The sequence below is a fragment of the Brachyspira sp. G79 genome (assembly GCF_002379365.1).
GTDB lineage: Bacteria > Spirochaetota > Brachyspiria > Brachyspirales > Brachyspiraceae > Brachyspira.
Genome location: NZ_JQIU01000008.1, coordinates 1,066,505 through 1,081,556, shown reverse-complemented (window position 1 = coordinate 1,081,556; position 15,052 = coordinate 1,066,505). Strand labels below are relative to the sequence as shown.

The 15,052-nt window shown below is 27.8% G+C and carries 12 protein-coding genes; 7 read left to right on the top strand and 5 right to left on the bottom strand.

Features of this window, described 5'->3' with window-relative positions:
* Positions 1 to 122: 122 nt before the first annotated feature.
* Positions 123 to 1,376: a tRNA (N(6)-L-threonylcarbamoyladenosine(37)-C(2))-methylthiotransferase MtaB gene (mtaB, locus tag KQ44_RS06155; protein WP_096736682.1), complete on the bottom strand. Its 1,254-nt coding sequence runs from the start codon at positions 1,374 to 1,376 to the stop codon at positions 123 to 125.
* Positions 1,377 to 1,662: 286 nt separating this feature from the next.
* Here mtaB and ftsZ point away from each other — a divergent pair, with 286 nt between their 5' ends.
* From ftsZ to KQ44_RS06135, 4 genes are read left to right on the top strand one after another with little or no spacing between them, the layout of a single operon-like run.
* A complete protein-coding gene (gene ftsZ, locus KQ44_RS06150; protein WP_096736681.1) occupies positions 1,663 to 3,660 on the top strand; it encodes a cell division protein FtsZ in 1,998 nt (665 codons plus the stop codon).
* A 15-nt stretch (positions 3,661 to 3,675) separates the two neighbouring features.
* Entirely contained in the window at positions 3,676 to 5,613 is a 1,938-nt protein-coding gene (locus tag KQ44_RS06145; protein WP_096736680.1) for a CDC27 family protein, read from the top strand.
* A gap of 1 nt (position 5,614) precedes the next feature.
* On the top strand, positions 5,615 to 6,235 hold the full coding sequence (coaE, locus tag KQ44_RS06140; protein WP_096736679.1) for a dephospho-CoA kinase: 621 nt from the start codon (positions 5,615 to 5,617) through the stop codon (positions 6,233 to 6,235).
* Positions 6,192 to 7,001 (top strand): SPOR domain-containing protein, encoded by an 810-nt coding sequence (locus tag KQ44_RS06135; protein ID WP_096736678.1) that lies wholly within the window; start codon positions 6,192 to 6,194, stop codon positions 6,999 to 7,001. Before coaE ends, KQ44_RS06135 begins: the two co-directional genes overlap by 44 nt.
* Positions 7,002 to 7,069: 68 nt before the next feature.
* Here the strand turns inward: KQ44_RS06135 and KQ44_RS06130 are convergent, their stop codons facing one another.
* From KQ44_RS06130 to KQ44_RS06115, 4 genes are all read right to left on the bottom strand, one after another.
* Positions 7,070 to 8,128 (bottom strand): thiamine biosynthesis protein, encoded by a 1,059-nt coding sequence (locus KQ44_RS06130; protein ID WP_096736677.1) that lies wholly within the window; start codon positions 8,126 to 8,128, stop codon positions 7,070 to 7,072.
* Between the two features lie 411 nt (positions 8,129 to 8,539).
* Positions 8,540 to 9,082 carry an epoxyqueuosine reductase QueH gene (locus KQ44_RS06125; protein WP_096736676.1) on the bottom strand — a complete coding sequence of 181 codons (543 nt, stop codon included), beginning with the start codon at positions 9,080 to 9,082 and terminating at the stop codon, positions 8,540 to 8,542.
* 12 nt (positions 9,083 to 9,094) lie between these two features.
* On the bottom strand, positions 9,095 to 10,327 hold the full coding sequence (locus KQ44_RS06120; protein WP_096736675.1) for a hypothetical protein: 1,233 nt from the start codon (positions 10,325 to 10,327) through the stop codon (positions 9,095 to 9,097).
* Between the two features lie 186 nt (positions 10,328 to 10,513).
* On the bottom strand, positions 10,514 to 11,329 hold the full coding sequence (locus KQ44_RS06115) for a 4Fe-4S binding protein (RefSeq protein ID WP_096736674.1): 816 nt from the start codon (positions 11,327 to 11,329) through the stop codon (positions 10,514 to 10,516).
* 221 nt (positions 11,330 to 11,550) lie between these two features.
* Here KQ44_RS06115 and KQ44_RS06110 point away from each other — a divergent pair, with 221 nt between their 5' ends.
* From KQ44_RS06110 to KQ44_RS06100, 3 genes are read left to right on the top strand one after another with little or no spacing between them, the layout of a single operon-like run.
* On the top strand, positions 11,551 to 12,567 hold the full coding sequence (locus KQ44_RS06110) for a VWA domain-containing protein (RefSeq protein WP_096736673.1): 1,017 nt from the start codon (positions 11,551 to 11,553) through the stop codon (positions 12,565 to 12,567).
* Positions 12,568 to 12,609: 42 nt separating this feature from the next.
* Complete coding sequence (locus tag KQ44_RS06105) at positions 12,610 to 13,440, top strand: tetratricopeptide repeat protein (protein ID WP_096736672.1); 831 nt, start codon at positions 12,610 to 12,612, stop codon at positions 13,438 to 13,440.
* Complete coding sequence (locus KQ44_RS06100; protein ID WP_240516509.1) at positions 13,409 to 14,941, top strand: BatD family protein; 1,533 nt, start codon at positions 13,409 to 13,411, stop codon at positions 14,939 to 14,941. The genes KQ44_RS06105 and KQ44_RS06100 overlap by 32 nt, the downstream gene beginning before the upstream one ends.
* Positions 14,942 to 15,052 lie beyond the last annotated feature (111 nt).

The following is a 15,052-nucleotide window of genomic DNA, read 5'->3' as shown; positions in this document are numbered from 1 at the left end:
TATATATAATATGATTAATAATATATTAAATAATAAGATATTAAAGATAAACCATTAATAAATGATATAGGTGTAATAAATAATTGGAAAGGTTGATTTATTTTTCTGTTAATATATTTTATTTATTCACAAATCATAATACCGCTTTCATATTTTAATGCCTTTGCAGTAGTAAGTTCTTTTTTGTTTAGAGAGGCTTCACTATGAAGTTTGCATTTTAAGTATTCGGCACTTGTACCTATATAGTTATTGTCTGATAAAGTTTTTTCTATGACTATTTTTAAATCTCTTCCTTCAGCATTTTTGTAATATAAATCTTTTAATTTACTGTTTAGAGTATTTAATATTTTAGCTCTTTTTAATTTTTTTCTGTATCCTACTTGAGAGTCCATTTTTGACGAAGGAGTATTTTCTCTGTTAGAATATCTAAATATATGAATCTTTATGAACTTTGACTTTTCGCATAAATCATAAGTATCATTAAAATCAGTATTTTCTTCATGAGGAAAACCTACCATTACATCGCTGCTTATTGCCATATTGGAATTAGTTTTATATAGTTTTTCTGTAATTGAGAGATAATCTTCTCTAGTGTATCTTCTGTTCATGAGTTTAAGTATTTTGTTGCTTCCAGACTGAAGAGGTATATGTGCATGAGGACAAAGTACATCATCATTTTTAAATAGGCTTATAAGGTTGTCATCAAAATAAAGCGGTTCTACAGATGAAAGCCTTATTCTAATGCCGTATTTTGAAGAATGTTCTAATATTTGAGTAAGTATATTATAGAAGCTAATTTCATTATTGTAGTTGTATGAACCAAGATTAAGACCAGTGAGTACTATTTCTTTATATCCGTAGTCATTAGCCATTTTTACAGCATCAAATATTTTTTGGGGTTCTACACTTCTATGAGTACCTCTTACCCTTGAAACTATGCAGTATGTACAGAATACTTCGCATCCGTCCTGTATTTTTAAATATGCTCGGCTTTGCTCCTGAGGAAAGAATATGGGATTATTTATTTTATTTTCAGAGTTATTATGCATAGTATTAAATATTATTTCGGAAGCCTCTTCTTTTTTCTCATTTGGTATGAGTATAATATTGTCCTTTATAATAGAAGAATCTTTGTCTTTTTTTGAAACATAGCAGCCTATTAAAAATACCTTTTTTTGAGATATATCTCCAAGTTTTTCCAAATAAGCAATGAGTTTTTTATCACTGTCATTAGTAACAGTGCATGTATTTATAGCTATTGCATCGGCATTATCTAATTCAGTGATGTTTGCTCCCATATTTTTTAGCTCATATGAAATTTTTTCACTTTCATATTGATTAAGACGGCATCCGAAAGTATGTAAATGTATGTTCATAAATTTCTCTTTTATAAAAGTATTGAATAAATAGTATTAATTCTCTATTAGTATATATTAAAATCTATAATAACTCAAATATTTTAAAAATATTTAATTAACATAATAATTTTTTGTTATAGAAGAGTAGAATATTCCGATTAACATAATAAGATATTTTTTTATTTTTGCTACTTGCAGAATTTGACAATTATGTTAATATAATTATGTTTATTAAATAAAATATGAGTATAGTATCAATTTTCTAAATTTGATAAATATATATTATAACTTTTAGGAGTAGGCAATGAATCCTAACTATCGTATAGAGTTGGCAGATAACAATAAAGGGAGAGAAAAAATGACATTTAATAATAGTCCTTCTTTGGATACAGTAATAAAAGTAATAGGAGTCGGAAACGGCGGCTGTAATGCTGTAAACAGAATGATAGAAGAGGGATTAGAAAATGTTGAATTTATTGCTATGAATACAGACGCTCAGGCACTTTCCCGTTCTAATGCTCCTACTAGAGTAGTTTTAGGTGATAGAATAACACAGGGACTAGGTGCAGGTACTGATCCAGAAAAAGGTGCTGAAGCTGCAAGAGAAGATATTGCTAAAATAGAAGAACTTGTAAACGGTGCTAATTTAGTATTTATAGCAAGCAGTTTCGGAGGCGGTACTGGAACAGGAGCAAGCCCTGTTGTGGCAGAGGCAGCTAAAAAGGCTGGAGCTTTAACTATAGGTGTAGTTACTAAACCTTTTGATTATGAAGGTAAATTAAAAATGAATAGAGCTGAGTCTGGTATAGATAAAATGCTTACTGTAGTGGATTCTCTTATAATAATACCTAATGAAAACCTATATGATATGGTTGATATGGACAATTACAGCTATGAACAGGCTTTATCCGTTGTAGATGATATACTTCGTCAGGGAGTTCAGGGAATATCTGATATAATAACTCAGACTGGATTTATAAATGTAGACTTTGCCGATGTAAAAACTATGATATCTCTTTCTAATGGAAGAGCTCATTTAGGCATAGGGGTTGGAAAAGGTGATGACAGACTTCAAAAAGCTATTACAAACGCATTTGAAAATCCGCTTTTAGATGTTTCAAGTATAAAAAATGCAAGAGGTATACTTGCAAATATAGTATGTCCTAAAGATTTTGCTATGAAAGAATACAGAGAAGCAAGCAAAATCATTAATAATTATGCTAATGAAAATGCTAATATAAAAATAGGTGTTTGTCCTAAAGAAGAACTTAAAGATGAAATTATTGTTACTATAGTAGCTACAGGTTTTGATGCCAATAGACAAAAAGATTCCGATGAAAATGATAATGATGAAAATGCTAATGACAGATTTAATATATTAAAAAATACATCATCTAAAGCAAATTCATCTAACAGCTCTTCTATTAATAATTCTTCTATAGATAATAACTCACTATCTTCTAAATCTTCTAATAGTGAAATTGTTAATAAAAAAGAAATTGATACAGAAATTAAAAAAGAAGTTAAAGAAATTAAAGAAAATAAAATAGAAGAAAATGAAACTTCCGATAATATAGTAAATGCTAATAATAGAGTAAATACATTATCACAAGAAGAAAACAAAGAAAATACTAAAAAAATAGCTGTAGAAGATAAAATTGTAGCTGAAAGTAAAATATTATCAGATAATAGAGCAGAAAATATTACTGAAATAGATAGTATTAATACAATAGTTAAAGAACCAGAGGCAGAAAATGAAGTTGAATTAAACACTTCTAATAATAATACTCTTGAAATAAAAGAAGAAATTAAATCTGATACAATAAAAGAGGAAATATTAAAAGAACAAATAATAGAGGAAGAAAAACCAGAACATTATAGTTTTGAAAATAAGATAAAAACTCTTAGAAAGCCTCTTATAACTAAATCAAATAGATTTAATAATATGAATAATATAGATAATAAAAAAGAGGAAGACAATAACATTGAAGTTGTAAAAGAGGAGTTTAATAGAACAAGTGCTGATAATACTCAAATATATGAAACTAAAAGATCTACTATTCATAGCACAGCAGCCGAAAAAATAGCAGAGGAAATGCGTTTTGAAGATGAGGAAAAACATAATAACCCTCATTCTGATTATAAAAGACCGTTTGATATAGTATCAGATGATTATATGGATAAACATAATAAATTGGGTTCAAAAATTGCTATATTTGGAGAGACAGTAGTAACAGATACAGATTTGGAAAAACCTGCTTTCTTAAGACGCCAAATACAGGCAAGAAATACTATGAGATAAGGTGTTATTTTTGATATGAAGAAAAATATTATGAAGAAAAATAAGAAAAGATTATTAATAAATCTTTTTATTTTCTGTATATTTAGTTTTTCTGCTTTTTCTCAAAATACTGTAGAAAATGCTTTAAAACTATACAATGAAAGAAATTATGAATATTCTATAAATATATTAGAAGCTCTTAATGTTAAGCCCAGTGATTTAGATGCTTATTTGCTTTTAATAGATAATTATATAAAGCTTAATAATTTCTCTATGGCAGAAACTTTAATAGCAGATGCAGAGCGTTATCATTCTAGAAATTACAGACTCTTTGAAAGAAAACTTACTATAGAACTTCTAAATAATAGAAACTCTGAAGCTAGAACTACAGTTAATACAATAAAGAATTTAGACAGTAAAAATTATCTTGCAAGTTATGCAGAAGGTTTATTAAGCGAAAGAGCAGGATATTATAAAACGGCTATGAGTATGTATGAAAGAGCTAGAGTTATAGACAGAGTAAGACCAGAGGCTACAACAGCTTTAGCTTATTTATACCTTGCTATAGGAAGTAATGAAACAGCTTTAAATCTTTTTAATGAAAATATGACTAATAATCCTAGAATGTCAGAGTCGTACTATCATTTGGCTAATTACCATTATTTAAATAAACATTATAATGCTGCTTTAGATGAAGTAAATAATGCATTATTTTATTATACAAATTATAATGATGCTAAAATATTAAAAGCTAATATATTAATATCATTAAATAGATATGATGAAGCTATCGCTATATTAGAATATATGCCTGATACTAGTTTTAGAAATAATTATAAATATTACTATATAGGCAGTGTTTATGAAGGAGCAGATAATTATGTAAGGGCTAAAGGGGCATATATAAATTATCTTAAAACGAAACCAGAAGATGAGCTTGGAAGACTTGCTTATGAGAGAGTGCTTCTTCATACCAATCCTACTCCAGACTATGAGAGAGACAGAGCTGCTTTATATTATGGTAATTTGGCTTCTTATTATACAAGACTTGCAGATAATGTAAGAGCTCAGGCTTATTTAAAACATATGTTGAGGCTAAATCCAGCTAATACTTATGCTAGATTAATGCTTTCTGATGTGTATAGAAGAATGGGTTTGGAAGAGAAATCTTTGGAAGAATTGGAAATAGCAAAAAATGTAAATCCAGAAGAGAAATCTATTATATACAAATATGACAGTTATAAAAGGAGATTAGATAAAAATATAGTATCAAAATCTTGGGGTATAGAGCAGTATAATATAGAAAAATCAGGTTTTACTGTTGCTATAGCTGATACTATTACTGCTCAGAAAGACAGCCCTATGTTTTTGAATACTTCATTATATCAAACTTTATCATATGTATTGCCTCAGTTTGGAAGGTTTAAAGTTATTGATATGTATACTAATTATTATGAAACTAGAGATTTATATAGAGAATTGAAGGCAAGAAATGCTGATTATTTTTTGAGAGGTTCTACTTTTCAGAATGATGATACTTTCACTATTATGCTTGATTTAATTGATGTAAAAAGTGAAAAGTCAGTTACTAATTTTACTATTACTACTAGAGGCAGAGAAAAAATGATGGGAGCAGCTGTTATGGCTGGAAGAGTTATTAATAATTCTATACCTTTCTACTCTAAAATAATAAAGATTCATAATGATAATATATATATAAATGCAGGAAAACTGCAAGGTGTAAGTAATAATATGAATATGCTTGTATACAATACAACAGAACCTAGAACTGATTTGGCATCTAGAGGATATAACAGTTCTATAGGTATGATAAAAATTATAACAGCAGATGAAAATGTATCTTTGGCTAAACTTATAGACGGAAGACTTTTAAATAAAATTAACTTAAATCAAATAGTTATGCCTTATATAACAAACACATCTGTTCAAAGTACAAATACAAATATGCAGTAAAATGGATAATAATAAAAATATTATAGGTGTATATGGGCTTATATGTTCTGGCAAGAGTTCTTTTTCAAAAATGCTTGCCAAAGAGATGAATGCTTTGTATATTGATGCTGATTTAGTAGGTCATGAGGCATTAATAAATAATAAAGATAATATAGTAGGTGAGTTTTCATCAGATATATTAGATGGCAGCGGTAATATAGATAGAAAAAAATTAGGTGCTGTTGTATTTAATAATTTTAAAAAATTAAAAAGATTAGAAGAAATTAATTATCCTTATATAGAAAATAGAGTAAAGGAATTGATAGATTCTTCTTGCAAAGATGTTGTTATAGAAGCAGCACTTATTATGAGAAGTAAAATACGTTTTATGTGCACAAGTCTTATATATGTTAATTCTAAAACTTCTGATATTATAAAAAGAATGAAAAAAAGCAGAAATATTTCTGAACATGAAGCAAGAAAACGTCTAAAAATGCAAAGAGATGTTAAAAATAATAAGTTCAATGCCGATATTCTAATAAACAACATGAAAGATTATAATAATTTGATTATAGTCTCAAAAAAATTAGGAAGGCATTATGGAGTTAAATCAAAACACAGAAGAAAAAGGCTCTTCTACTAATAATATTAATCAGTTTAGCAGAAGAAAAACTCTTTATATAGTCAATTTTACACCTATAAGATTATTGGTATTTTCTGTTAGTGCTGCAGCTTTGATATTATTTATTTTTGTATTAGGTTTTCATTTAGGCGGATCTAAACCTGTGCAAGTAAGTAATAGTTCAAGCGATTCTATTGAGGCATTAATGAGAGGAGCTGAGCAGTCTGAGAATATGTCTACAGAAATGAGCACTGCTGATGTTCCTAATAATAATACTGCTGCTTTAAGTGAATATGATAATTCAAGCATTATAAGAGAGGGAGACACTTCTGCTGACAGATATAATGAGTATACTCAGAATTTAGCTTCAGAATTGGATGCTATTAACGAAGATATTAAAGAAAAGGAAACAGCAGGTCTGACACCTAATACTACATATACACCTCCTCAGCAGATTGCAAGCATAGCTCCTGTTACAACAACATCAAGCTCTGCTTCTACTACTAGAGTACCTTATACAAGATCATCATCTGCTGATTCTATATACTTTATACAGGTAGCCGTAGGTTATGATAAAGATAATACTTACTCAGCAAGAGATAGTTTGAAATCTAAATTTCCTAAGGCTTTTATTAAAGAAGAAACTATGTCTGATGGTAAGGTTATGTATAAATTAAAAGTTGGAAGATATGATACACGCGAAGAAGCTCAGAAGGCTTTGGCTGAAATAAAAAAGATACCAGCTTATAAAGATAGTTATATTTATTCCGATAAGAAAGTAAGTTAAATAAAAATATCCTAAAAGTTATAGTTGTGCCCTTATAAGTAAGTATTTATTTATAAGGGCATTATTTTTTATACTATTTGCTGAAACAAAGTATTTTTTGACTCTTCTTTATTTATATCAATGTTTTCATTTTTATATTTATTACCATTTTTGTAGTATGAGGTATTTATAGATAGAGTATCTTTATCCTCTTTTGAGAAATATCCCATTATCATAGCTGATTTTAATACATTATTATAATCTACATTTTCAATATGATCATAAACTTCCAAATACCCAAAAGGTCCTTTATTATAATTGGGTTTTAATACTATGCAGTTTTCTCTTTTTCTTTTCTCTAATGCATCATTTTCTTTTTCATTTCTTCCTAGTATAAGTTTAAGACTTTTATTTATTCTTATATGCCTTCCTATAGCAAGATACTGCATAAGCTCTATATTTAATATTTCCTTTCCATTATTTGAAATTAAATCATTGTATCTTCTAGCATATCCTTTATCTACTATAGAACAGCCTGCCCCTGCTGGTTCTGGATAATCAGTTATACCAAAATCTTTTGCTAACTTCATTTGCATATGTCTGGATCTTCCATATATATCATATAGATTTTCTCTGTTTATAAGTCCTTCTTCTTCAGGTTTTGTTATGGGAAGTAGTTTTGCGGATAATGGTCTTAATAATCTGCCTTCAAGTCCGCTTTCTCTTATTGCATTTATAAGGTCTTGAGATTTCTGACTCATAGGTCTCTGCCCGCTTACCTCTCCTGTTGCTATAAAATCAAATCCTTCTTCTTCCATAATTTTTTTTGCTGTTTTAAGCATTAATATATGGCAGTCCAAACAGGGATTAATAGCACTTCCATAACCATATTTAGGATTTAAAAACATATCCAAATAAACGTCTTTTAGTGAAACAAATCTTATTGGTATATTAAGAAAATCCGCAGCCTTTTTAGCAGGGTCTTCATTATATATATTTAAAAGCTCTTCTTTTATAACAGCATACTCTAGTCCAGTAACAAATCTTAAAGCAAGAACATCAATATTTTCTCTTTTTAATATAGCTCCAACAAGCATACTGTCTAATCCGCCCGATAATAGTAAAATAGCCTTTGCTTTTTTATTCATTATATTTCCTTATATATTTTATTATTTATACTATATAATAACTGTAAAATAAAAATTGTCAAAACAATTTGAATGTTATTTAGATTATATATCTAAATAAGTATAATTTATTAAAAAAACAAAATATGATTTTATTTTTTGCAAACTATATTTGTTTGTGTATATACTAAAAATTTTTAAGTTTATCAAAAGTTAGCTTTTCAAATTTATTGTTTGTGCTGGCTTTGTACCAACACCCAAACTTATTTTGCGACCGTAGGAAGTGCCTGTTGGTATGCGGCGGGAAAAATAACAACAAAAAAATTAACAAACTTAAAAATTTGCAGTATATATGAAACAGCAATAGGTTTAATATTCAATAATGGACTTACAAAAATTATATGTAAATGGGTTTAATATAAATATAATATTTTAATCACGTATGCTGAACTCACATCCGCAGTAATTTTGTCTGTAAAGCCCTGCATTATTTGCTATTATATTTGTTTTTTTGAATCCGTCTTTTTTCTTAAAATCAAAATGAAGATATTTTATTTCTTTGTATTCATCTGACAAAGAATTTCCTATCATTTCTATAACCTTACTATTTTTATGCGGGCTTACTGTCATTACTGTAGTAACATATTTAGCATTGATATTTTTAGCATATTCAAAAGCTCTTTTAATTCTATGTTTAAAACAAATACTGCATCTTGTTCCTTTTTCAGGTTCATTTTCAAATCCTTTTATATCATCATACCAATTTGAAACAGCATTATCCTCTTCTTCTACATAAGTTTTTATTCCCAAGCTATTAGTATAATTGATAAACTCATCTCTTCTTCTCTTATACTCTTCTATAGGATATATATTAGGATTATAGAAATAAAATATACTGTCATAATCTTCAAGTATAGTACGCGGATATGACATACAAACTCCGCAGCAAGTGTGTACTACTAATTTTTCTTTCATAAAATAATTATTCTACCTCTTATTTGCTTTTAAAGTAATAGTTTTATCATCAAAGCTGCTTATTATAATTTGATATCCCATACTTCCAGCCTTTGAATTTATATCAACAGCCAAATCTCTGCTGCTTCCTATATAAGTAACAACATATTTAGATGATGAATCAGATACGCCTCTGTTATAAACACTTTTTAAGTTTCCTATATTTTTCTTTAATGCCTCTTCAAAACCTATAGAATCATTAAAATCAAGACCATTAACATATATAGTATATTCTGTTCCGTTTTGAACTTCACTCTGCCATTTCTGTACTATTTGATTAACAAAATCATCAGATATATAGTCGGCAGATTTAACTAATGCAATAGAATGAGCATCTTTATCGCTTCCTCCAACACCTCCAGCCTGATGAGTGGCACGAGCTATTGTACTGTAATCTGATATATTAATAGCCGTAATTGCAACATCACTTCTGTAGCTTTTCATAGCTGTACCTTTTATAGAAGTAAAGAAAGAAGCACCAGCTTTTCCTAATATTACTATTTGAGCACCTGTGGCATTAGCTATTTTTTTTATAGAGTCTGAAGAGCTTGAAGTATCTTCATAGCTGATATTTTCTTTTCTCATAGCATTTCTTAGAGATGAAGCACTTACAAATTTAAATCCTTTTTCACTCATATTTTTTTCAAGCTCTGTATTAAAAGATTCGCTTAAGTTTCCAGTTTCATCTACTACAAGCGTAACTATCAAAGGCATATTTTTTCTGTCCATAAGTATGCCCATAGCCTGCAAATTATCCTGAAGCATATCTACACCAACGGTAGCCTCTATTTTTGAATACCATACACTTCCAGATTTGGCAATATTAATAACTTTATACTCTGATATATAGCCAGTGGTATTATCATATATTTTTGAGCTTATAAGTTTATTATTTTCTACTAGTGTAGTTCCCTGCACTATAGATCCCACTGCTTGTTCTACAGCATTTCTTTTGGCACTTTCTATTGATCTTTCTATGGCATCAGCTTCTCCTCTTCCATCAGCAGAAGCAAATCCTTCAGCAGTTATTTTTGTTGTTTTTCCGCCTTTAAAATCTGGATTTTTCCATTTATTAACTATTCCTATTTCTCCAGTATCTTCTCCTACATATACACCGCTTGATGAACTGTTTGATGTTGTAGCACATGATATAAAAAATGATGATATAGCAATTATTAAATATATATTTATTAATTTTATTTTCATATTTCATAAGCCTCTGTTAATATAATTTTATATTTGTTACTATTTTATAATAAAGTTATATTTTTTCAAGAAATAATTTATTATTGCTGTATGATTTATATAATGAATAAAATTGAATTATTATTTATTATTGAGGGGAATTATCCCCCCAATATAAAAAATAGTTTAAAAAACAGAAAAAAATAATTAAATGATACTTCCATCTATAGAAATAGTATATTCTTTTATAATGATATTTTTTTGAGCGATTTCAAGAGCCTTTCTTACAACTGTTTCTACACCACCGCAGCAAGGAACTTCCATTCTAACTATGGTTATAGAATTAATATTTTTCTCAGTAAATATACTAGCCAATTTACTTATATATCCGTCAATATCTGAATCTAATTTTGGACAGAACATTAGTAAAGTTTTATCTTTTAAAAATCTTGAATGGAAATTAGGATATGAAAAAGGAACACAATCAGCCACTATTAATAAATCAGCATTATCAAAATAATTAGCATTAGGATTTATCAATTTTAATTGTATAGGCCAGTTTCTTAATTCAGAATGCATTTGAACATTACTGTTATTATTTTCTCCTCTAAACTGATTTCTTAAATCTCTCTGCATACTTCCCGGACATCCGCAGGCTTTATTTTCTTCCATATTAGGCACCTCCAAATTATTATCTTTTAAGTATTTTACAGCTTCATCAAAGAGCTTATTTTCTCCATGGTCTTTTAAATGTTTTAAATGTGCTTTTATAACATTAACTCCGCCTTTAACTATATTTACCATAACTTTACTTTCATTATATTCTTCAGCTTCTCTTTCTTCTATTTCCATAGCATTTTCAGGACATGCTTTTATGCACGCTCCCAATCCGTCACAGAATAAATCGCTTATAAGTCTTGCCTTACCGTCTATTACTTGCAAAGCTCCTTCAGGACAGTCTGGAATACATATACCGCAGCCTGTACATTTATCTTCATCTATCTTTATAATTCTTCTTTTCATTAAACTTCCTTTAATATTGAATTTTATAAAGATAATAGTAGAATATTCTAACAAAAAAATCTATTGCTATGGCAACAGAGAGAATAAAATTAATAATTCTATATAAATTTATGATTAGTATTACATTAAATACATATTTATGGTTATTTATATCAAAATGATACTATTGATATTATACTAAATATAGGTATAATATTACAAATTTAAAAAATGGAAATATAATGTTTTTTGGTGATTTTAAGTTTATAGTTTTATATGTATTAATACCAGTACTTATAATATTATTTGTTATATCAAGAATGAGAGTGCATAAGGTATTATCTTTATTTACAAGAAATTTAAGTTTTCAAAATGATAAAGCTTATAAAAGAATATCAAATTTGAGGATATTTTCTATAATATTTATGATACTTTCAGCAGCTGTACTAATATTTGCATTAATGCAGCCTAAATGGGGTATAATAGAGCAGAAAATAAAAACCGATAATTATATGGTAACAATAGTATTAGATTTGTCTAGATCAATGGATGCTGATGATGTATGGCCTTCAAGACTTGAAAGAGCAAAATTAGAAATAGAAAAATTTGTAAAAAATACTGATAATTTGGCTGTTTCATTAGTAGGTTTTGCAGGAACTAGCTTTATAGCTTGTCCTTTTACTCAGGATATGGAAACTTTTTCTTATATACTTGATAATTTGAGTACAAAATCTGTTACTCTTCAAGGAACTAGAATAGCCGATGCCTTGGTTACTGCTAAAAATACTTTTAATGTAGATGCTTTAAGCAAAAAATCTATAGTATTAATAACTGACGGAGAGGATCATGGCGGTTATTTTGATGAGGTATTAAAAGAACTTAAAGATATGAATATAAGTGTATATACTATAGGGGTTGGAACTTCTCAGGGTGCTGCTATAAGTACAGATTTGGGTGTAAGAGAAAAATCTGTTATTTCAAAAAGAGATGATAATACATTAAAATTAATAGCAGATTCTACACTTGGAAAAAGCTATATTGCAGAAAATGTTTCATTAGAAAGCATATTTGACGATATGAAAAAAAATATGGACAGTGTTTCTGCTGTGAGAAATAATAGAAGTTATAAAGAGAGATTTCAAATATTTTTGGGTATTTCTGTGATTTTTATAATGATATCGAGCATACTTAATATATTAACACAGATAAGAATAAAACCTGAAAAAATTAGTGATAAAAAAGCAAAGTTATATCAGTAGTATTTTATTATTATTTTTATTTTTTTAATTAGGATTTGTATAATGAGAAAACATGTACTATTAATTTTTATTATATCTGTAAGCTATGCATATTCATTTTCATTAAATGAATTAACAGCAAAGTTTGATGTAGACAGAGCAAACAGACTTATGAGAAAAGGAGATTATGAGGGTGCTGTAAGTTTGTATGAAAAAGCTTTAAGCAAAGTTCCTAATTCTCCAGAAATATTTTATAACATGGGTACTACTATGTCTTCTATTGGGGAATTGGATAGTGCATTACAGTTATTTGATATGGCTAAAAAAAGTGCTACAGAAAATACAAGTAAAGATATAAAAAGTGCTATTTATTATAATTCTGGAATAACAAAGATAGAAGGACAGGATTATCAAGGTGCTATAGATGAATTAGTAGAATCTCTTGTTAATACTCCAAATGATAATAATGCAAAAAGAGCTTTAGAATATGCTTATAAAAAATTAGAAGAACAGCAGAATCAAAATAATACAGGTCCTAGCTTTCAGCAGAATAATGAACAAAATCAAAGCGGTCAGAGTGATGATAATAATGGAAGTTCTGGCGATAATGATGAGAATAATCAAAACAATAATAATCAGGGAAATCAAAACGATCAGGATAATAATAACAATCAAGATAATCAAAATAATCAGAACAATCAAAATAATAATGATAATCAAGACAATCAGAATAATAATCAGGATAATCAAAACAATAATAACAACAGCAATAATGATAACGAGGAAAGCAAATCCGATATTGACAGACTGCTTGAATCTTTAAGACAGCTTAGAAAAGATAAAGATAATGGAGATCAGTACTATGGCGGAGGAAGAATTGATAAAGATTGGTAATATTATTATAAAATATACATTTGTGATATTTTTTATTATATGCCTGCCTCTTTTTCCGCAGACTAGTATTACAGCAAAATTCTCCGATGAAAAGATAGGTGTTGGAGAAGTATTCAGTTTGTCTGTAACTATTAACAATAATTCTGGAAGAGTTACAGTACCTGATATAGACGGTTTTACATTGAGAGGTACATCTCAAAGTGTTAATATGATGTATTCTTCAGGATCATTTAAAACTATAAAAACATATACTTATACATATGTGGCAAATAAAGAAGGTATTTATAATATAGATAATATAAGAGTTAGAGTAAATAATAATACTTATGTTGCAAATCCTGTAAAGATAGAAGTAATTGACGGACCTGTGAGAAACAGAGATGATAATTATACACCTAATGGAAATCAATTTGAAGATTTTATGAATTATGGAGATGATATATATGTTGATAATATTATAAATAAAAAAGAAGTTTATTTGTATGAGCCTATATATATAACACAGAAAGCATATGTTCATGTTCCTGTAAATGTTTTAGGATTTTCAAAAATACCAGACAGAACTGACTTTATTTCATATTCTGAAACTTCAGAGTATAACTCTTTTACTGAAATAATAGACGGAAAAAGAGTGAGTGCTATACCTTTGAAAACTGAAGTGTTATATCCTGTTAAAACTGGTGATAAAAGAATATTAACTACTCCTTTTGTTTTTGAAAAAGAGGGAAGATTTGTTTTCAATGAACGTGTAGAATACGGAGAAGATGAGTTTGTTATTAAAGTGCTTCCGCTTCCTGATAGAAAGGGATTTGATAATTTTTCTGGTGCTGTAGGTAATTTTGATTTTAACACTAAAGTAAATAAAACTAATGTTTCAGTAGGAGAAGAGGTATTAATAACAATGGAGGTAACAGGCGAGGGCAATACTTCTATAATAACTATGCCTAAAATTAATGATAACATAACTAATTATTTTTCTGTATATCAGCCTAAAGTTTATGAAACAAATTGGTTTGACGGTAAAAAAATGATGGGAAGAAAAGTTAAAGAATATGTATTAGTTGCTAAAGACGAAGGAAGTTCTATAATATCAAATATTAATTTTTGCTATTTCTCTCCTAATGATAAAAGTTATACTAATATATATTCAAAGCCTATTAATCTTACAATATCAGGCACAAAACAAAATTTAAACTCATTTATTAATAATAATGGAGAAGAGATTAATGTTATACCTATAAAAAATGCTTTGATTAAAGAGGATAAAGTATTTAAAATATTTAATATGAAAATTGTGTATTTATATATAATAATATTAATAGCTTTATCTGTTATAATTTATAATCATAATAAATTTGATAAGTTAAAACTTTTATTTGCTAATATTAAAAAAGATAAGCATTCTGAGACAGATGATATTCTTAAATACTATAATGAAAATAACAGAAAAGAATATTGCAGACTTATAGAAAATAGTTTAACTAATACTATAAAAAAATAAGTTTAATATAGATTATGATAATAATATATATAATAAATTAAATGATTATATTGAAACAGAAAAAAATTGATGAAATAAAAGATATAATAAGTAAATGCAGATACGAGCTTT